We start from the raw sequence: 20,575 nt of genomic DNA, 5'->3' as shown, positions 1-20,575 counted from the left end.
TTAGAAATGAAGGATACAGCCAGACATCAGGGGATGCGGAATCTTTTGGCAAGACAGCTTATGGAGCGTAAAGATTATCCTATTTCCGATGAGAAAGTATTGCAAGCCATTAGAGCTATTCCCCGACATTTGTTTTTAGATAGTATTTTTGAAGAAAAAGCCTATCAGGATATAGCCTTTCCTATTGGTGCGGATCAGACGATTTCTCGCCCTCATACGGTAGCATTTCAGACAGAATTGCTACAAGTAGCACCAGGGCAGAAAGTCCTTGAGATAGGTACCGGAAGCGGTTACCAATCGGCCGTATTAGTCTTTTTGAAAGTAGAACTCTACACCATAGAAAGGCAACAAGAGCTATTTAAAAAGACCAAGCTTCTATTGGAGCGAATGGGTTATACCCCCAAGAAAATGATTTTTGGAGATGGCTATAAGGGCTATGCAGAACAAGCTCCTTATGATCGTATTTTGGTAACGGCAGGCGCCCCTGAGGTGCCTTCGGAACTGCTCTCACAGCTCAAGGTAGGAGGGCGATTGGTGATACCCATAGGGCGAGGCCAGCAGATTATGACCATCTTCACCCGACTTTCTCCTTATGAGTTCCATAAGGAGGAATATGGCACCTTCGGTTTTGTGCCTATGCTGGAGAATGTACAAGGAAAAATCAGGAGTTAGGGATACCCCATAAAACGCAAATATACGAAAAAAAAACGGAAAATAAAAATGGAATTTTCAGTAATATTTCAAATATTTTTATTAACTTTGTAGTGCAAAAAAGAAACACATAAAATAATAAAGATATGAAACAGAGAGTTCCCGTTTCCCAAATTATGTCCAAGGACATCGTAACGATAGACCCTACTAATACTTTGTATGAAGCAGAGGCATTGTTCAAAAAGCACCATATTCGTCATATTCCTGTAGTGGAAGGGCACAAATTAGTAGGTGTATTGAGCCTTACAGACTTGTTGCGTATCAGTTTTGCTGACCTCTCCGATGACGAAAAACATGTGGATAGTGTGGTGTATGATATGTTCACCATTCCACAAGTAATGGCCAAGGTTCCGCTTTCTATCTCTCCGGATACGACTATCAAGGAAGCAGCGGAGATACTTGCAAAGCAAACTTTCCACGCCTTACCTGTTACAGAGAATGGAAATTTGGTAGGTATGCTTACCACTACCGACCTTATTAAGTATCTGCTTGAGCAGTATTAGTGCTGTTTTAAAAGGAAAAAAGAAGCCAAAATCCGAGGATTTTGGCTTCTTTTATTAAACACTATGCAAACTACAAACTTATTACTTGAGGGTTTCCTTGAGCCAACCAAAGAAGGTACGTTGCCAAAGGAGTGCGTTCTGTGGCTGTAACACCCAGTGATTTTCATCAGGGAAGTAGAGGAGTTTGCTCTTGATGCCTCTAAGCTGGGCAGCGGTAAAAGCTTGGAAGCCTTGTTCTTCAGGAACGCGGTAGTCCTTGCCTCCGTGGATGATGAGAATAGGGGTATCCCAAGCCCCTACTTTCTCTATAGGGTTGAATTCGGTAACTGCCTTTTGAGCTGTAGCATTGTCTTTTTCCCAGTAGTGCCCGCCGAACTCATGATGGTTGAAGAAAATCTCTTCGGTGGTACCATACATACTTTTGGTATTGAATACACCACAATGGGCAATAAAGGTCTTGAAACGCTTGTTATGGATACCCGCTAAGTAATATACAGAATACCCTCCATAGCTAGCCCCAACGGCTCCCAATCGGGAAGTATCCACATAAGGTTCTTTCGAAATATCGTCGATAGCCGCTAAGTAGTCTTGCATCACCTGGCCACCCCAATCACCGCTGATTTGGGCATTCCAAGCCACTCCATGTCCGGGCATTCCACGGCGATTGGGAGCGATGACGATATAGCCCTGAGAGGCCATCAGCTGGAGATTCCAGCGGAAGCTATAGAACTGTGTGAGGGCAGACTGTGGTCCTCCCTCACAATAGAGTAGGGTAGGGTATTTCTTCTTAGGACTGAATCCAGGAGGATAGATCACCCAAGCGAACATATCCTTGCCGTCAGTGGTTTTTATAATACGCTCTTTTACAGGACATCGGGCGATATTCTTATAGAGCTCATCATTGACATGAGAGAGCTGTTTTACATCCGCTTTACCTTTAAGACTAACGGTATATATTTCAGCAGCCCTATTCATATCATTTCGAGAAACCACTAAGAGGTCTGCGGATTGGCCTATGATACTGCTTATATCAAATACGCCTCGGGTGAGCTGCTTAGGGGTAGGATTTTTAGCAAAAGGCTCTATTTCAAAGAGCTGTTGGGTACCCCCAGTTGCGGCAGTAAAATAGATTTTCTTTCCATCATTGCTCCAAATATAGCTAAAGACGGTATTATCCCACCCAGCTGTAAGATTGATTCTATTACCTTCGTGGAGGATATATAGGTCATTCTTATCTGCCTCATTGCCATCCTCTTTCATACTTAACCATGCCAATACTCCCTCCTTGCTGAAAGAAGGATGGGTATCGTAGCCCATCATACCTTCGGTAAGATTGGTGGTCGTCTTGGTCTCGATATCATACTGATAGATGTCCGTATTGGTACTTACCACATAGTCGGTACCTACTTTGGCTTTGGTTACATAGAGTACTTTCTTGCCATCATTACTCCAAACATAGTCTTCATCACCACCGGAGGGTTCCTGAGGACAATAGTAGGGGAGTCCCTGCAAGAGGTCTGTTTGTGTACCAGTGGCTATATTTTCGATAAAGACATGGTTGTAAGTTCCTTCGTTCCACTTATCCCAATGGCGATGGTCTAACCCCTCATATACTTTTCCAGTGGATTTGTCCAATTCTTTGTAGAAATCCTTACCCAAGACAGGAGTTAGCTTAACTTCCTTGTGAATGAGCTTGAGGGTCTTGTCGGTATTATATTTTACAGTAAGGTTGTCCAACTGTTCTTTGGTGATAGGGATTAGCTTTCCTCCCTTTACATCCAGCTTATAATACTCTTTTTTGAAAGAGTTCTCAGCGATATTGGGAGTGGTTACACTTAGTAATACCTGTTTTTTGTCAGGCGTAAGGCCAATACCGCTTACACGGTGTAGTTCCCAAAGCTTCTCGGGGGTCAGGGGCTGTTGTGCTTGTGTACTATAGGTCATGATCAGTACAAGGATTAGTAAAATTTTTCTCATGTTATATAGAATTAGAAATTTTTCTTAATGAACTTAGAGAAAAACCAATTTGTCAGTCAGGAAAACATATCTTTGACCTTCTCGAAGAAACTTTTTTCCGATTTATCAGGCTGAGGCGTGAAGTTATCATCGTCCAACATTTTTTGGAAGAAGTTTTTCTGTTCTTTGGTCAAAGTCTTAGGAGTCCATACATTCACATGTACAAGCAAGTCTCCTGTTCCATATCCGTTGAGGCTGGGTAGTCCCTTTCCTTTGAGACGTAGGATTTTTCCGGATTGGATTCCCTCTTCGAGCTTGATGCGTACCTTACCATTAGCCGTTTCTATATCCTTAGAGGTACCTAAAATAGCTTCAGGCATACTTATGTAGAGGTCTAAATGGAGGTTTTCTCCTTCACGCTTGAGCGTTTCGTGTTCTACTTCCTCGATAAGTACCAATAAGTCACCAGGGATACTATTGTTACCAGGTGCTTCATTTCCTTTGTTAGGCACCTTCATCTGCATACCTTCTACTACTCCGGCAGGGATTTTGATAGAAACGGTTTCCTCAATAGTTTTAAGCCCTTGAGAGTCGGCACCTTCAGGTTTTTTGTCAATAACCTCTCCACTTCCCCCACAAGTATGGCAGGGGGTAGAGGACTGCATACGACCAAGCATGGTATTGACTTCCCGTACGATACTACCATTTCCATGGCAAGTACTACAAGTCTTGTAGGTAGCTCCTTCGGCCTTGACCTTGCGGAGAACCTTTACTTTTTTCTCAGTACCAGAAACGATGTCGGCCAAGGTAAGTTTTACACGGATGCGCAAGTCTCCTCCTTTAATTCTGTAGGAACGAGAGTTGCCTCCGCCGAAGCCTCCAAATCCGCCGAAGCCACTAAAGTGTCCGCCAAATATATCACCAAAATTACGGAAGATATCTTCCATGGAGCTAAAACCTCCACCACCACCTTCGAAGGCAGCGTGTCCGTATTGGTCATATTGTGCGCGTTTTTGTTCGTCACCCAGGACTTCATAAGCCTGAGCCGCCTCTTTGAATTTCTCTTCAGCCTCCTTATCTCCGGGGTTTTTATCGGGATGGTATTCTAATGCTTTTTTTCGGTATGCTTTTTTTATTTCAGCGGCAGTAGCATTTTTGCTAACGCCTAAAATTTCATAATAATCTTTTTTCATTTATTGAATTACTAAGAAGCCTTATTGTCCAACGACCACTTTAGGGTATCGGATAATTTTTTCTCCCAAACGGTATCCTTTTTCTATTACGTCAATTATCTTTCCTTTTAGTTCGGGGGTAGGGGCAGTAGTTTGAGTGAGTGCCTCATGGATATCACTATCGAAAGCATCGGAGGCGGCCACAGGTATTTCTTCCAATCCCTTTGACTTGAGGGTATTGAAGAATTTGCTATGTATGAGCTCAACCCCGCGGAGGAGATTTTCGTCTTCGGATTTGGATATCTCCACTAAGGCACGATCGAAATCGTCCAAGACAGGGAGCATGGCCTTTATGACATCTTGTCCGGCAGATTTGAGTAAGTCCTGTCTTTCTTTGGCAGTACGTCGTTTGTAGTTTTCAAATTCAGCAAACAGACGCATGTATTTGTCCTTTTCTTTGTGGAGTTCCCCCTCGAGGATAGAGATAGCCTCATCGGCCTGTTCGGCATCGCTGGCTTGTCTTTCGGCTTGGGCTTGTCGTTGGGCAAATTCGGCAGGGTTATCGTTGAACTGAATATCTATATTTTCTTGAGCTTGAGGTTCTACCACTTGTGGCTCCTCCTGTACCGCAGCAGTTTCCTGCTGTGGAGCAGTAGGGGCATGTTCGTGTATTTCCTCATCTATGATTTCCGCATCTTGGAATTCGGCGTCATGAATGTCATCTGCGTAGAGATCGCCTTCGTTGTGAGTGTGTCCTGTATTCATGGGTGTATTATTTTGTATTACTAATTTCTATTGTTAGCAAAAGTATTGCCAAAGATTAAAAAGTGACAAAATGGCATATACTAATGGTGATGGTGTCGGTGTTTTCGTTTTTCGGTGAGGTATCTGAATCGCACATCATCATAATACAAGCCAGCCAATAGGATGGCAATGGCAAAGAAAAGTGTCTTGATACCCAAGGCTAATTCTACATAAGAAAAGCCTGCAAAGAAGCCACCAAGGAAGAAAAAAACGACAATAAAAAGTCTTAGCCTGATACTATTTTTTATGTTCTTCTCCTGTTGTAGATAATTGTTCCGACGGATATAGAACAGCTGAGAGAGCTCAATCCCTAAGTCCGTAAATAGCCCAGTGAGGTGGGTGGTACGGACGGTAGCGTTGGAGATTTTGGTCACAAAAGAGTTCTGTAAGCCCATGGCATAGAGGAGCATGAAGGTAGTGAGTTCATGAGGGAATTGCTCCCATAGGCTATTGCATAGGATTACTACCCCCAGGGTCAAACATTCCAAAAGGGTAGGTCTGAAATACTTATTTTGCCTTTTGTGGTAGTTGGCATCCTCAATTAGCCATCCGGAGGTAAAAGAACCGCAAAGAAAAGAAATGATATAGCATAGATAGATGGTACCCTTCCAAAACTCAGCGATGGACATATCATGGATAAAAAAAGCGAAGTGCCCGGTGACATTGGTCGTGAGCCTGCTTAGGAAAAGAAATCCCACTACATTGACCATACCCGCCACGAAGGAGAGTACGACCGCTATTTGTAGGTTATTCTTGGCAGAACGCTTTTTTCCTTGATGTCTGAACATGATGGTTTGTTTTTCACAGGGTAAAGGGCTTATATAGAGCTTTTGAATTGCTCTAAGAATCGCACATCATTTTCGTAGAAAGCGCGGATATCACCTATCTGATAGAGGAGCATAGCCACACGCTCCAAGCCTATACCGAAGGCGAAACCGGAATATTTCTCAGGGTCTATATTACAATTTTTCAGTACATTGGGGTCGGTCATACCACATCCCATGATTTCGAGCCATCCGGTTCCCTTGGTGATACGGTAGTCAATTTCGTTGTTCAATCCCCAATAGATATCCATTTCGGCACTGGGTTCAGTGAAAGGGAAGTAAGAGGGGCGGAGGCGTATTTTGGATTTGCCAAACATCTCTTTGGTAAAATATAAGAGCGTTTGCTTGAGGTCGGCAAAAGACACATTTGTATCAATATACAAGCCTTCTATTTGGTGGAATAAACAGTGAGAGCGCGCTGATATATCCTCATTGCGATATACACGCCCTGGGGCTATGATACGGATAGGGGGTTGGTTTTGTTCCATATAGCGCGCCTCTACCGAGCTGGTATGGGTGTGAAGGAGGATGTCGGGATTGGTTTGGATAAAGAAAGTATCCTGCATATCCCTCGCAGGGTGATATTCAGGGAGGTTCAGTGCAGTGAAGTTGTGCCAATCATCTTCTATTTCAGGCCCTTCGGCGATGCTAAAACCAATATTGGCAAAAATTTCAATGATTTTATTCTTGATAAGGGACACAGGGTGTCGGCTGCCGATTTCGATAGGAAAGGCAGGACGAGTTAGGTCATTATAAGTGGGGGTAGCAGCAGCTTGGCTATTGAGTTTTTCTTTGAGCTCGTTGATCTTAGCTTCCGCCTTGTTTTTAAGTTCATTGATTATTTGGCCAAAATCTTTCTTTTCTTCCTTGGGAACTTCCTTGAATTTGGCAAAAAGGTCATTGAGCAATCCCTTTTTCCCGAGATACTCCAAGCGGAATTGTTCTAATTCTTCTTTTTTTTCAGTAGCAAAAGCCTCTACTTTGGCGATATGAGCTTTGATTTTATCGATCATAAGGATAACAATATTATTGTGGTTAAATTTTTTCTACACGTCGGGCATGTCGTCCTCCCTCAAAAGGGGTGGCGAGGAAGGTCTTGACCATTTCAAGGGCTTGTTCTACTGCGGTAAAGCGTGCAGGGATGGCCAGTATGTTGGCATTGTTATGCTCGCGAGCCAGGGCTGCAATCTCTTTATTCCAGCATAGGGCACAGCGCACTTTGGCATGTTTGTTCACAGTCATAGCCACTCCGTTACCGCTCCCACAGATGACGATTCCCCAGTCAGCTTCTCCCTTGTCAATCATCTCTCCTATAGGATGTGCAAAATCTGGATAATCCACACTTTCAGGAGTATCCGTACCTACATTGGTAACCTGATAATTCTCAGATAGCAAGTACTGCATAATTACTTTTTTGTATTCAGTACCAGCGTGGTCGTTTCCAATCGCAATTTTCATCAGTTAGTGTTTTTTAAGGTGCAAAGGTACATTTTTTTTAGTAGTTTTAAAAGCTATTGTCAAGAAAAAATTGTATTTTTGCACAAGTATAATTTTTTCCTAAGAGGAAAAGCTAATTCATTAAAAATAAGGCTCATGAAACTCACCTTTTTAGGGACAGGTACCTCTCAAGGGGTGCCTGTGATAGGGATGGATACACCTGTGGCACGCAGTCGGGACAAGCGAGATAAGCGATTGCGAACTTCGGCCTTGCTCTCATGGGGAGGAGTGAATGTAAATATCGACTGTTCGCCCGATTTTCGCCAACAGATGCTTCGCCATAGGGTACAGCACTTGGAGGCTATTCTCTTCACCCATGAGCATGCTGACCATACGGCAGGCATGGATGATATCCGTCCTTTCGTACTCAAGCAAGGGGATATGCCTATCTATGGATTGCCCAGGGTTATAGCGCAGCTACGCATACGCTTTGCCTATATTTTTGCCACTGAAAATCGCTATGCAGGTGCCCCCTCGGTGATGGCGACAGAGGTAGAGGCTCATACTCCTTTTACTCTTTTTGGGAAGGAGGTAGTTCCCATAGCGGTGGAGCATGGCACGTTACCTATCTTGGGCTATCGGATTGGGAACTTAGCCTATATCACCGATGCCAAGTACATCACCGATACAGAACTCTCCAAGCTCCATAAGGTAGATACCTTGGTGCTCAATGCCTTGCGTAAGGCACCACACCCCACTCACTTGAATATAGAAGAAGCCTTAGCCATCGTCAAGGAAGTAAAACCACGGCAGACTTTCTTCACTCATATAAGTCAGACAATGGGGCTTCATGCTAAAGTCCAAAAAGAACTTCCCCCACATGTGTTTTTAGCCTATGATAACCTTACGATAGTGGTAAAAGATTAGTTACAAATAATTAATGCTCTTTCTCTAATATAAAGGAAAGAGCATTAATTCGTTTAAAAAATTAACAATCAATCATTCTTATTTTCTTTTTATCTCAATGGCATATCCACCTCCACGAGCAGCCTTTAGGGTAAGTTTGGTTTTGGCATTTACCTTTTGCTTCTTAATAGTATAGGCTTGGGCGTTGGACTGATAGTCTGCATTAGGCGCATCAGCATAGATGGTAGCCTCGTAATCTTTTCCTTTGTCTAAGAAATCAAGAGAAAGCACGGAAGTATGTCCGTTTTCGTTGCTTGTATTACCTATATACCAGTTATCACTATGCTTGTCCTTACGAGCAATAGTGATATACTGTCCGGGTTCTGCTTCTAAATATACACTTTTTTGCCAGTCTACAGGTACTTTTTTGATAAAATCGAAAGCGTCTAAGAATTTTTCATAGTTTTCAGGAAGGTCAGCGGCCATTTGTAGAGGACTATACATGGTTACATACAGGCCTAATTGCTTAGCAATGGTACTGCTTAGCTTGTGATGGTTCTCAGGATTGATATTTACCATATTCGTTTCGAAGATACCAGGTGTATAGTCCATGGGCCCTCCTTGTAAACGGGTGAAAGGTAAGATAGTCGTGTTGAAGGGTTTCACAGTCTCAAGAGCTTCGTATTCGGTACCACGAGCCGATTCATTACCGATAAGGTTCGGATAGGTTCGGCATAGTCCGGTAGGGCGTACGGCCTCATGTCCATTGACCATGATCTTGTGTTTGGCAGCTTGCTTAAGTGCATAGAGGTAATGGTTCACAGCCCATTGGCCATAGTGATGTTCGCCACGAGGGATGATGCTCCCTACATAACCACTTTTTACAGAGTTATAACCATAGTCATTCATCAGCTGGTAAGCCTTTTCCATATGGCGTTCGTAGTTGCGCAAAGAGGCAGAAGTTTCGTGATGCATCATCAGTTTTATCCCTTTTTGGTGAGCATAGTCATTGAGACCCTTGAGGTCAAAATCGGGATAGGGGGTTACAAAGTCAAAGACATAATCTTTGGAATTGTCGAACCAGTCTTCCCAGCCGATATTCCAACCTTCTACGAGGACTTGGTCAAAACCATGCTGAGCAGCGAAGTCGATGTAACGGCGAACTTTTTGGTTGTTAGCGGCATGGGTACCATTGGGGCGTGTTTTGGAGTAGTCCACCTTATCAAGATCTACGGTAGGAAGATCGTTGGTATAAGCCCAAGAGGACTTTCCAGTAATCATTTCCCACCATACCCCTATGTATTTTACAGGTTTTATCCAAGAGGTATCGGAGAAGGCACAAGGCTCATTGAGGTTGAGGACCAGGCGGGAAGCTAAGATATTACGGGCATCGTCGCTGACCATAATAGTACGCCAAGGAGTATGGCATGGGGAGTATATATGTCCCTTATCGCCTTTGGCATCGGGGGTGAGGTGTGATTGGAAGATAAGAGTCTTGTCGTCTAAGTTAAGGTGCATACAAGCGTAGTTGACAAGGGCAGCCTCATGTAGGTTGATGTATAAGCCATCTTGACTTTTCATCATCAGTGAAGTCTGTACTCCTGTAGGAGAGAAAGGCGTTTGGCATACATTTTTAATCACAGCCTTTGGCATGAGTGCGCGGATTTGGGAGAGCTTACACTCGGTGTAGTCATATTCTTGAGTATCGTAATCTCCTGGAATCCACCAAGCGGTATGGTCTCCAGCCATAGCGAATTGGCTCAATTCTTCTTCTATTACAAAGTAAGTAAGTTCTTTTTGCTCTGGGAACTCATAGCGGAAGCCAACCCCTTCGTTATACACCCTGAAGCGAAGGTTCATCTTTCTATGGGTAGAGGTCTGTTCCAAAGCGACAAAAAGTTCATTGTAGTGGTTGAGAATTTCATTTTCTTCTCCCCATACAGGTTGCCAAGTTTCCTTTAAGGTAGATTTTTTAGTATCAATTACCTTGAATTGCTTGGTAAGGGGTTCTGCTTTCTTGAGCAAGAAGCCTAAGGTACTTTCCTTGATTACTGGTTTGTTCTGGTAGCTTACCTTATAGGAAGGAGTCCCCTCTTTGGTAAGGGAGAAGGAGAGGCTTATTTTCCCATCTGGAGAGGTCTGTTCCTGCGCCCTAACAGGAGTGAAAATACTGGGGAAAATAGCCATGGATAGGGCTATGATTAATGGTTTCATCAGATAATTATGTTTGATTATTGTGGTGCAAGATACGAAAAAAATAGGACATAAAAAAGGAAAAACTCAAAACTTTTTGAGCTCTGAGTTTTAAATGCTGAGTTTATGAGTAATCATTCTTCTCTTCTAATTCTTTATAAGTTGCTATTTTGTCTTCATTCTTAATGGAGATAAAATACAAGCAACTTACCCACCAACCGATCCAAAAGAGGTAAAAGCCGAAGTGGAACTTGGCCTTCATCACTTTGTGCATGGTAGTGGAGAAGTCCCAATAGGTGGCTCCAAAGCCTATTATACCTATTATAAGGAGTACCCATGCTGCTTTTTTGGCTATAGAAAGGGTTGTCATTTTTTGGATAGTCCAAAGTAGTCCTATGATAAGGCATTGTACGAAGAAAAGCAGCAAGGCAGTCTTCCACCATGAGCGAAAGATTAGGAATTGCCTATACATAGTATGGATACCTACACGCCCGAGGAAAGACATTTGGGTAATGAGGATTCCTGAAACTACAGCAAGGAGGGCTTGAAAGAGTAATAGGGAGGTACTTTTTTTCATTGGTCTTAGGTGATAGGTTTTACTTTATTTAGAGAGTATCCAGCCTTCTTTTTCTCGGTATTTGGCTTTGTACTTCTTTTGGATAAAGTCCTGTCCGCCAGCCTTTTTGTTTAGGAAGCTAAAGGGAGTTTCCTTTTTCTGAAAGGTAGCGGTGATAGTGGCATTTTTTTCATTTTTTTGTTCTACAGTAACCTCATTAGAAAGTACATACTCGAGGGTCTTTACCTTGGCACGTGTTTCCTTTAATTCAGTGACGTAAGGGAGCGCCTTTTCGGTACATTTGATATTGACCACCCATACACTATCGTTGGAAAGCCATTTTTTCTTTACTTTCAGTTCTTCTACAGAGAGATAATTATCGCTTTCGAGCTGCTTAATTTGTTTTATTTTATCTCCATCTTTTTTGGTACGATATTTTACCTCACCCAAAGTAAAGTGAGCGGTCTCATACATAGGAGAATCCTGCAAGGCAGCCTCTACCAAGTCATGAGCTTGAGAGGGGGATAGTTTTCCATCGGAGCAAGACACAAGGCTAAGAAGGGCTATTAGAAGGGTAAAAGAGTATTTGAACATCATTTATTAGTTTTGAATTCTACGATTTGTTTTTACTATACTTTGTTTTTACTTAATTATCTGGGTATCATAATAGTTACGATAAGCTTCGTTTTGGTTATATAGGTCGGTATGGGTACCCTCAGCTATGAGGCGACCTTGGTCTAAAAATAGAATATAGTCTGCATTTCGGGCTACGGATACACGATGGCTTACGATAATACGAGTGGTGTGTTGCGCCGTTTGAGAAAGGTTATGTAGGATCTTCTCTTCAGTATCGGTATCTACAGCGGATAGGCAGTCGTCAAAAAGGTATATCTGAGCCTGCTTGAGCAAGGCTCTGGCGATAGATACGCGCTGCCGCTGCCCGCCACTAAGGGATATGCCGCGCTCTCCCAGCATAGTATTATACTTATCCTTGAAGTCCATGATGTTGTCATGTACTTGAGCGAGCTTGGCTACATTGATAATTTCCAGGTCAGAGGCTTCAGGCTTGCCAAACTTGATGTTGTTCTCAATAGTATCGGAGAAAAGGAAAGAGTCCTGAGGGATCACCGATATGGCTTTTCGTAAGTCATTTAGGTTGAGTGATTTGATATTTTTTCCATCAATAAGTACTTGTCCTTTTTCTACATCGTACATACGGGTAATGAGGTCAAGAATGGTAGACTTACCCGAACCGGTACGTCCTATGATAGCGATATTTTTTCCTTTTGGGATATGGAAGGAGACCTCCTTAAGGGCGGTGACCTGAGTGTCAGGATAGGTAAAGGTAACCTTTTCAAAACGAATATCACCTTCTATAGGTGTAGGGTAGGGGTTCGTATTTTCAATATCAGGTTTTTCGTGTAGGAATTCGTTGATATGTCCTTGGGAGGCCTCGGCTTGTTGTACAATATTGCTGACCCAGCCCACGGTAGCCACAGGCCAGGTGAGCATCATAACGTAGATACTAAATTCGGTAATCACCCCGATGGAGTCTATCTCTCCCTTGATATACAATCGCCCACCAATAAAGATAACAAAGATGATACTAATACCGATCAGCAGTAGCATAATAGGGAAGAAACACGCCTGAATACGCAACAAAGAAAGATTTTTCTTACGTCCTTCCTCACTGAGTGCTTCTACATTTCTTTGCGCTTCTTTCTCTAAAGCATAAGCCTTGATGGTATGAATACCTGAGAATATTTCCTGAGAGAAGGAGGATATTTCCGATAGGAATTGCTGTACCTCAAGCGTTTTCTTATTGATCTTGCGCGATATAAAATAGATGAGCAAGGCCAATATAGGTAGCGGCAAAAGGGCGTAAGTGGCCAAGGTGGGGGAGGTGTAGAACATCAAGGGGATACTACAGAGAAAGAGCGTAGCGGTCTGTACACTATACATCAGGGCGGGGCCTGTGTACATACGCACCTTTCCTACATCTTCACTGATACGGTTCATAAGGTCGCCCGTGCGGTTTTGCTTATAGAAACGCTGAGAGAGGGACTGATATTTCTGATAGATCTCATTCTTCATGTCATACTCTATATAGCGAGAGACATTGATGATGAGTTGTCGCATCCAAAAGGTAAAAAAGCCAGAGAGTAAGGCCGAACCTATCATGATTAAGGCACATGGTAATAGTGCCCTTCCTAAGGATTGTTCAGGGTCGGGGAGCGCTATATAGTTTTCGATGGTTTTGATAGCATATTGTACTCCCTTGGGCATGACAAGGGAAAAAAGTCGTGCTATGATAGTGATGAGTACGCCCCAAAAGAGTTGTTTGCGGTATTTATAAAAATATTTGTTTACGTGAGTTAAGTGTTTCATTCTACTATAATTCTTTTCTTAGGCGTGCCACAGGGATGTCCAATTGTTCCCGATACTTGGCAATAGTACGGCGGGCGATGGGATAGCCTTTGTCCTTGAGCAGCTCCATGAGCTTATCATCAGTATAAGGCTTGCGCTTATCTTCACCCTCTATGATGGTTTGAAGGATTTTCTTAACCTCATAGGTAGAGATATCCTCTCCGTCATCATTTTTGATAGCTTCCGAGAAGAAGGCCTTTACGGGTTTGGTGCCATAAGGGGTACTGACAAACTTGCTATTGGCCACCCGAGAGACCGTAGAGATATCCATGCCAATACTCTCGGCTATATCCTTGAGAATAAGAGGTTTTATCTTGGCTTCATCTCCGGTAAGGAAATATTCTTTTTGATGAAGCATAATAGCGTTCATGGTGACAAAGAGGGTATTTTGGCGTTGCTTGATCGCATCGATGAACCACTTGGCAGCGTCCAATTTCTGTTTGATGAACTCCACTGCCTCTTTTTGTTTTTGCCTGTCTTTTTCTGTAGAGTCTCGATAGGTTTTGAACATTTCGGTATATTCCTGAGAGACATGTAGTTCGGGAGCATTACGCCCATTGAGAGAGAGTTCCAGCTCTCCATCATTGATAGTAATGGTAAAATCGGGAACTATCTGCTCGGTAAATTTACTTCCTTCGGCATAGGAACTACCAGGCTTGGGGTTGAGCTTCTCTACTTCCTGAATAACCTCTTTGAGGGTTTCTTCGGAGATATTATACTTTTGAGTGAGTTTGTCGTAGTGTTTTTTGCTGAAGATATCGAAATTTTGGGTCAGGATAGTGATAGCCAGCTCAGTGATAGCCGTTTGCGGTTTGTGCTTGAGCTGAATGATAAGGCTTTCCTGTAGGTCACGAGCTCCGATTCCAGCAGGTTCTAACTGAAAGATAACAGTCTTGAGGATATGCTCTACTTCTTTCTCATCGGTGTATATATTTTGGGTAAAGGCCAAGTCATCGGCAATGTCCCTCATGCTGCGGCGGATATATCCATTATCATTGATACTACCGACCAAAAATTCGGCAATTTCTCTTTCTTTTTCTCCTAAGCGGAAAGTGTTGAGCTGTTCTATCAAATACTGATGGAAAGAAATCTCTTCGCGATAAGGGAGCCCAAAATCATCCTCTTCTTGATAGTTATTGGTATAGAGGCGATAGTCAGGGATCTCATCATCACTTAGGTATTCATCTACATTGATCGCATCGGCCTCTATGATTTGGTTATCCTCATATTCGTCCTGGGCTGTATCGTAGTTATCTTCTGTATTGTCTTGCTCTTCCCAATCTTGAGAGTCAGAGGACTCCAAGGCGGGGTTTTCTTCCAACTCCTCTTTTACACGTTGTTCGAAGGCGAGCGTAGGAAGCTGTACCAACTTCATTAGTTGAATCTGCTGTGGAGAAAGCTTTTGGGTGAGCTTGAGTTGTAATTGTTGTTTTAACATAATTTGCTTTGAAGTCCATGAAATTACAAATATTGCAAGCACAAGGAGATGGTATTATCTTTGCAATAGTCTATATTAATAGCTATAATTTCATTTTTGCTATTAACCACTATGGGGGAACGCACTAAGAATTTGTCATGATAGGGCAAATAGAGATAGAATACAGTTCCCTTATCAGAGGTAAGAATTTCGCTAACTTGTTGCTTGGTCTGTCCTGAATTAATCAGTTCTTTGGCTTCTTTAGAAGTATATAAGATAGGCCCTTGATCTTGTATTTGGCTTTTTATAAAAATAAAAACCTGCCTTAATCGCTCCATTCCTCCTTGTTCTTGAGGAATCACTTGGGTGATCTTTAACATGGGATATAGGATAGGAAAATCCTCCTCTGGAGTATTTCTAATGGCTTCAATAAGCCTTTCGGCTGTTGCTCTTTGCGCATTCTGTGCATGGAGTGTTCCTATACATAGGAGCATACTCACTAAGGAAAAGAATAACTTCATAAAATATGAATGATGGTTATTATTAGTGCGCTAAGTTAATGATTTATAATGGGAAAACAAATCAAAAAAACTATTTTAACTAATAATTATCAGTTATTAAAGCTTAAGAATTATGGAAGTACTATGAGGTCTTGGTAAGTAGCTGTTAGGTAGAAAGATAAGAAACTGCCCGTAAAAAATTACGGACAGTTGTTTTGAAAATGAATGAAAAAAAATGTTTATTCAATCTCGTTTTCTTTGACGTATTCCTTCAGATCGTCAAGAGAGGTGAAGCTATTGAAGGAAAGGGATACTCTTTGCACTTCTACTTCGTCTATAAGAGTTTTGAGTAGCTCTAAGGCTGATTCTTCATAGCCATATAAGTCAGAAGAAAAGTTGATTCCGGCTACGATATCGTCCTGATACATATCTAAGCACCACTCTTCCATGAACTCAGATAAGGGGATTTCATCGACTTTGTATTCTTCCCATTCTTCTTTTTGGCAAGCCTCGGCGGCTTCTTTTTCTGACCAGAAGACAAAAACACCTACTTCTTCCTCTTGGTCTTGAGAGACAAAATCATTGGAGGTACAAGCGGCCACATATTCGCTTTGTACATCTCTAAGGCAATAAACAGTTTGGGTGGTGACTACTTCCCTGATAAAATGGTAGTAGCTATCCAATAATTCTTGTTGCATTTTTTTAATATTGAGTATTGAGTTTTTAGTTTTGAGCTTGAATATACTTAAAAATTCAAAACTAAAAACTTTATTTTACATTCTTGGCATGGATTGCATCATGCGCATCATCTGTTTGGCTCCACCGCTTTGCATCATTTTCATCATTTTACTCATTTGGTCGAACTGTTTGAGTAGTTGATTGACCTCCGCGATGTTGCGACCGCTTCCCTTGGCAATGCGATTTTTACGGGAGGTATTGATGATAGCGGGGTTACTACGCTCGGCTGGGGTCATAGAATAGATGATAGCTTCGATATATTTGAAAGCATCATCGCTGATATCTAAGTCTTTCACAGCCTTTCCTACTCCAGGGATCATGCCTAAGAGGTCTTTCATGCTTCCCATTTTCTTAATCTGCTGTATCTGGGAGAGGAAGTCGTCAAAGCCAAATTGGTTTTTAGCAATTTTTTTCTGTAGCTTGCGGGCTTGTTCCTCATCGAATTGTTCTTGGGCGCGTTCCACGAGGGAAACCACGTCCCCCATTCCCAAAATACGGTCGGCCATACGAGCAGGATAGAAGACATCTATGGCATCCATCTTCTCTCCAGTACCGACAAACTTGATAGGCTTATTGACTACCGACTTGATGGAAATGGCAGCCCCCCCACGGGTATCCCCATCCAATTTGGTAAGGATTACCCCATCAAAATTCAGTACATCGTTGAAGGCTTTGGCCGTATTTACAGCATCTTGTCCGGTCATAGCATCCACGACAAAGAGGGTCTCCTGTGGGGTAATGGCCTTGTGAATATTGGCGATTTCCTCCATCATCTGCTCATCCACAGCCAAGCGCCCAGCTGTATCTATAATCACTACATTTAGCCCATTCGCCTTGGCATAAGCAATACCTTTTTGGGCAATATCCACAGGATTGTTATTTTCTTTTTCAGAAAATACAGGCACTCCTATCTGATCTCCTACAATATGTAGCTGGTCAATCGCAGCAGGACGGTATACGTCACAGGCTACTAAGAGCGGCTTTTTATTCTTCTTAGTTTTAAGGAAGTTGGCCAATTTTCCGGAGAAGGTCGTTTTACCAGAACCTTGCAGACCGGACATAAGTATTACCGAAGGATTCCCACTGAGATTAATCCCTGTGGCATCCCCTCCCATGAGTTCGGTAAGCTCATCACGAACAATCTTGACCATGAGCTGACCTGGTTGTAGGGTAGTAAGTACATTGGCACCCAAGGCTTTGGTCTTTACTTTGGCAGTGAAGTCTTTGGCAATAGTATAGTTTACGTCCGCATCCAAAAGGGCTCGGCGTACTTCTTTTACTGTTTCAGCCACATTGATTTCAGTAATCTGACCATGTCCTTTGAGTACATGTAAGGCCTTCTCTAACTTATCACTTAAATTATCAAACATGTTATTAGTTGTTAGTTATTAGCGGTTAGTGGTTAGTTGTCAAAAACTAACCACTAATTACTGAATTAGAATAAATTCTTCAAGGAGTTAATTCCTTTTTGGATACCATCAGAGATATTTCCGGAAGAAATTTCGTTAAAAGCATCTTTAGCTTCTTCCCATTTGTCACCTGATAGATTCTTGAGGGCTTCTAATTTTTCGGTAAGAGAAGACTTGTCAGCCAAGAGTTTGTTAATCTCTTCCTGTGCTTTTTCTTTGAGATCACCTGTTTGAAGACCTAATGATTCTGTAAGGGTGCTGATTTTTTCAGTCAAGGCACTGATCTTGTCTTGTGCTTCCTTTAGGAACTGTTCTTTGTCCATAATCTAAATATTTAAAATATTAAACGGGGCAAAAATACAAATTTTAATTGTTAATTGTCAACGGCCAATTGTTAATTGTCTCTTTATAAAGATTAGTGGCCATTAGTCCCTGTGGCTTTCTCTTCGAAAGTGAAGGGTTTGGGATTTTTCACTACTTCTTGAGTTACGGCGAGCTTAAGGACTTCTTCCATTTCGGTAACATAGTGGAAGGTAAGACCTTGGAGGTATTCCTGCTTGATCTCGTCAATGTCTTTTTCATTGTCTTTGCATAGGATAATCTCCTTGATACCTGCACGCTTGGCTGCGAGTATCTTTTCCTTGATGCCCCCTACAGGAAGCACCTTTCCACGGAGGGTAATCTCTCCGGTCATGGCCAAGTTTTTCTTTACTCTTCTTTGGGTGAGTAAAGAGAAGAGAGACGTGAGCAGGGCAATCCCAGCGCTGGGGCCATCCTTAGGGGTGGCACCTTCGGGAATGTGGATATGGATTTTATATTGTTCAAAGATACGAGTATCCAAGCCAAATTGTTCGGCATGAGCCTTGATATATTCTAAGGCGATGGTAGCCGACTCTTTCATTACTGTACCTATATTTCCTGTGATGGAGAGCCCTCCACTGCCTTTGGAAAAGGCGGACTCTATAAAGAGGATATCACCCCCCACACTTGTCCAAGCCAGTCCGGTTACCACACCTGCTACTTCATTGTTCTCATACTTATCTCGCTCGGTGGGAATACCCAATATCTTTCGGATGTCATCCAAAGAGATTTTTGGATTATATTCTTCCTCCATGGCAATGGCACGAGCTATATAACGAACAATTTTAGCAATTTGTTTTTCCAAATTACGAACGCCCGATTCGCGTGTATAGCCTTCGATGATACGTTCTATTTCTTTTTTGCCCAATTGGATTTGCTTGTCCTCCATACCATGTTCCTTGAGTACCTTAGGAAGGAGGAAGTGGCGGGCAATCTCTACTTTTTCTTCGATGGTATAGCCAGAGATATTGATGATTTCCATCCTATCCTTTAGGGCTGGCTGTATGGTACTTAAGTCATTGGCAGTGGCGATGAACATTACCTTGGAGAGGTCATAGCCTATCTCCAAGAAATTGTCATAGAACTCGTTGTTCTGCTCGGGGTCAAGCACTTCCAGCATAGCCGAAGAAGGGTCTCCTCCGTAGCCTTGACTGAGTTTGTCCAATTCGTCCAAGACGAAAACAGGATTGGAAGTACCTGCTTTTTTGATTAGCTGTAGGATACGCCCAGGCATAGCACCAATGTAGGTCTTGCGGTGTCCGCGTATTTCTGCCTCATCGCGAAGGCCTCCCAGTGCCATACGAACGTATTCACGCCCCAAGGCCTTGGCGATGGAGCGTCCTAAGGAGGTTTTACCTACCCCAGGAGGGCCATAGAGGCATAGAATAGGAGACTTCATATCATTGCGCAACTTGAGCACGGCTAAGTATTCTATGATACGTCGCTTGACATCCTCCAGTCCATAATGGTCTTTGTCCAAAATCTTTTGGGCACGCTTGAGGTCAAACTTATCCTTGGAATATATCTCCCAAGGAAGTTCTAAGAGCAGGTCTATATAGTTGCGCTGTATGGCATAATCAGGCATTTGCGGATTAAGCCTTTGGAGCTTAGCCAGTTCCTTATCAAAGTGTTTTTGTATTTTTTCATTCCACTTCTTTCCCTTGGCTTGCTCTTTGAATTTTTCTATATCAGCTTCGAAGGACTCATTACCCAGTTCCTTTTGGATGGTTTGTATTTGCTGGTGTAAGAAATAGTCCCTCTGTTGCTTGTCAAAATCCATATGGACTTTGTTCTGTATCTCTTTCCTTAAGGTCGCTTTCTGAAGTTCTACGCCAAAGTACTTGATAATAGCCCAAGCACGAGTGATGAGGCTATCTTGCTCTAGGATATCCTGTTTTTCATTCACTGCGAGAGGGGAAGTGGAGGCTACATAATTGACAAGGAAGAAATCATTCTCAATATTTTGCAGAACAAAAGGCACTTCGAAGCCTCCAGTGTTTGTCTCCTTAGCTAATTTTAAGGAAATATCTCTTACCACTTCCATAGTAGCGGTGAACTCCTCGTCTTGCTCGTCGGGGAGCAGCTCTGGGGCTTCTGTAACTTTAGCCTTGAAGTAAGGCTGTTCCTCTACAAATTCAGTGATTTGGAAGCGGTGGGTTCCTTGTACTAAGACACTAATGCTTCCATCAGGAATTTTGAGTATCTTGATGATACGGGCTACCACTCCTATATCATAGAAGTCTTCCCGGCTGGGGGTATCGTTATCATTCCGCTGGCTCACTACGCCAATCAAGCGGTCTTTCTTGGCATCATTGATAAGTTCCAAAGAGGCTTCACGCTTAACTGAAATAGGCATAATCACCCCAGGGAAGAGTACTGTATTCTTCAAAGGGAGTATGGGAAGTATCTCCGGAAGGGGGAGCTCCTCGCGCCCCTCCTCTAGGTCTTCTTCCTCTTGGTGGTGAGGAATGGCTATGATTTTTGCATCTTCAAGATGGTCTTCTAACAGACTGTCAAAATTTCCTATTTTCATGAAATATATTCGCTAATGTATGTAATTTTGTCAGTTCCTTGATTTTCTATATTCAAAGAAAATAGAGGTAGAAAATCATAAATCATTGATAAACAGTTTGATGTAATATACTGCCGCGAACTGACCCTA

General features: G+C 42.5%; 19 protein-coding genes. 3 read left to right on the top strand and 16 right to left on the bottom strand.

The annotated features are described in order from the left end of the window. Positions 1–6: 6 nt before the first annotated feature. Complete coding sequence (locus tag HMPREF1551_RS05175) at positions 7–672, top strand: protein-L-isoaspartate(D-aspartate) O-methyltransferase (RefSeq protein WP_021628002.1); 666 nt, start codon at positions 7–9, stop codon at positions 670–672. Positions 673–797: 125 nt separating this feature from the next. Next, positions 798–1,214 carry a CBS domain-containing protein gene (locus HMPREF1551_RS05170; RefSeq protein WP_021628001.1) on the top strand — a complete coding sequence of 139 codons (417 nt, stop codon included), beginning with the start codon at positions 798–800 and terminating at the stop codon, positions 1,212–1,214. Between the two features lie 81 nt (positions 1,215–1,295). On the opposite strand, the gene HMPREF1551_RS05165 is transcribed toward HMPREF1551_RS05170, so the two are convergent. The 6 genes from HMPREF1551_RS05165 to rpiB all read right to left on the bottom strand — a co-directional run bounded on the left by HMPREF1551_RS05165 (position 1,296) and on the right by rpiB (position 7,428). Beyond that, the gene (locus tag HMPREF1551_RS05165) at positions 1,296–3,191 is read right to left on the bottom strand and encodes a S9 family peptidase (RefSeq protein ID WP_021628000.1); all 1,896 of its coding nucleotides are present in this window, start codon (positions 3,189–3,191) and stop codon (positions 1,296–1,298) included. A gap of 56 nt (positions 3,192–3,247) precedes the next feature. Beyond that, positions 3,248–4,363 (bottom strand): molecular chaperone DnaJ, encoded by a 1,116-nt coding sequence (dnaJ, locus tag HMPREF1551_RS05160; protein ID WP_021627999.1) that lies wholly within the window; start codon positions 4,361–4,363, stop codon positions 3,248–3,250. A 21-nt stretch (positions 4,364–4,384) separates the two neighbouring features. Further along, entirely contained in the window at positions 4,385–5,107 is a 723-nt protein-coding gene (locus tag HMPREF1551_RS05155) for a nucleotide exchange factor GrpE (protein ID WP_021627998.1), read from the bottom strand. An 80-nt stretch (positions 5,108–5,187) separates the two neighbouring features. Further along, positions 5,188–5,934 carry a YoaK family protein gene (locus HMPREF1551_RS05150; protein WP_021627997.1) on the bottom strand — a complete coding sequence of 249 codons (747 nt, stop codon included), beginning with the start codon at positions 5,932–5,934 and terminating at the stop codon, positions 5,188–5,190. A 29-nt stretch (positions 5,935–5,963) separates the two neighbouring features. After that, positions 5,964–6,983: a phenylalanine--tRNA ligase subunit alpha gene (gene pheS, locus HMPREF1551_RS05145; RefSeq protein WP_021627996.1), complete on the bottom strand. Its 1,020-nt coding sequence runs from the start codon at positions 6,981–6,983 to the stop codon at positions 5,964–5,966. A gap of 22 nt (positions 6,984–7,005) precedes the next feature. After that, the gene (rpiB, locus tag HMPREF1551_RS05140) at positions 7,006–7,428 is read right to left on the bottom strand and encodes a ribose 5-phosphate isomerase B (RefSeq protein ID WP_021627995.1); all 423 of its coding nucleotides are present in this window, start codon (positions 7,426–7,428) and stop codon (positions 7,006–7,008) included. A gap of 135 nt (positions 7,429–7,563) precedes the next feature. Between rpiB and HMPREF1551_RS05135 the strand changes: the two genes are divergently transcribed. Further along, positions 7,564–8,334, top strand: coding sequence for an MBL fold metallo-hydrolase (locus HMPREF1551_RS05135; protein ID WP_034544327.1), 771 nt, complete (start codon positions 7,564–7,566; stop codon positions 8,332–8,334). Positions 8,335–8,412: 78 nt separating this feature from the next. Here the strand turns inward: HMPREF1551_RS05135 and HMPREF1551_RS05130 are convergent, their stop codons facing one another. The 10 genes from HMPREF1551_RS05130 to lon all read right to left on the bottom strand — a co-directional run bounded on the left by HMPREF1551_RS05130 (position 8,413) and on the right by lon (position 20,446). After that, complete coding sequence (locus tag HMPREF1551_RS05130) at positions 8,413–10,527, bottom strand: glycoside hydrolase family 97 protein (protein WP_021627993.1); 2,115 nt, start codon at positions 10,525–10,527, stop codon at positions 8,413–8,415. 103 nt (positions 10,528–10,630) lie between these two features. Then, entirely contained in the window at positions 10,631–11,083 is a 453-nt protein-coding gene (locus HMPREF1551_RS05125; protein ID WP_021627992.1) for a hypothetical protein, read from the bottom strand. 24 nt (positions 11,084–11,107) lie between these two features. Further along, positions 11,108–11,656: a hypothetical protein gene (locus HMPREF1551_RS05120; protein WP_034544326.1), complete on the bottom strand. Its 549-nt coding sequence runs from the start codon at positions 11,654–11,656 to the stop codon at positions 11,108–11,110. Between the two features lie 48 nt (positions 11,657–11,704). Then, positions 11,705–13,450 carry an ABC transporter ATP-binding protein gene (locus HMPREF1551_RS05115; RefSeq protein ID WP_021627990.1) on the bottom strand — a complete coding sequence of 582 codons (1,746 nt, stop codon included), beginning with the start codon at positions 13,448–13,450 and terminating at the stop codon, positions 11,705–11,707. 4 nt (positions 13,451–13,454) lie between these two features. Continuing rightward, entirely contained in the window at positions 13,455–14,927 is a 1,473-nt protein-coding gene (rpoN, locus tag HMPREF1551_RS05110; protein ID WP_034544324.1) for an RNA polymerase factor sigma-54, read from the bottom strand. 23 nt (positions 14,928–14,950) lie between these two features. Beyond that, positions 14,951–15,427 (bottom strand): hypothetical protein, encoded by a 477-nt coding sequence (locus HMPREF1551_RS05105; RefSeq protein WP_021627988.1) that lies wholly within the window; start codon positions 15,425–15,427, stop codon positions 14,951–14,953. A gap of 218 nt (positions 15,428–15,645) precedes the next feature. Next, entirely contained in the window at positions 15,646–16,104 is a 459-nt protein-coding gene (locus HMPREF1551_RS05100; RefSeq protein WP_021627987.1) for a DUF2750 domain-containing protein, read from the bottom strand. 75 nt (positions 16,105–16,179) lie between these two features. Next, the gene (ffh, locus tag HMPREF1551_RS05095; protein WP_021627986.1) at positions 16,180–17,514 is read right to left on the bottom strand and encodes a signal recognition particle protein; all 1,335 of its coding nucleotides are present in this window, start codon (positions 17,512–17,514) and stop codon (positions 16,180–16,182) included. Between the two features lie 65 nt (positions 17,515–17,579). Next, the gene (locus HMPREF1551_RS05090; protein ID WP_021627985.1) at positions 17,580–17,876 is read right to left on the bottom strand and encodes a hypothetical protein; all 297 of its coding nucleotides are present in this window, start codon (positions 17,874–17,876) and stop codon (positions 17,580–17,582) included. A gap of 92 nt (positions 17,877–17,968) precedes the next feature. After that, positions 17,969–20,446 carry an endopeptidase La gene (gene lon, locus HMPREF1551_RS05085; protein ID WP_021627984.1) on the bottom strand — a complete coding sequence of 826 codons (2,478 nt, stop codon included), beginning with the start codon at positions 20,444–20,446 and terminating at the stop codon, positions 17,969–17,971. Positions 20,447–20,575: the final 129 nt, after the last annotated feature.

The organism is Capnocytophaga sp. oral taxon 863 str. F0517 (genome assembly GCF_000466425.1).
Classification (GTDB): Bacteria; Bacteroidota; Bacteroidia; order Flavobacteriales; family Flavobacteriaceae; genus Capnocytophaga.
This window is presented reverse-complemented; position numbering and strand designations above follow the sequence as displayed.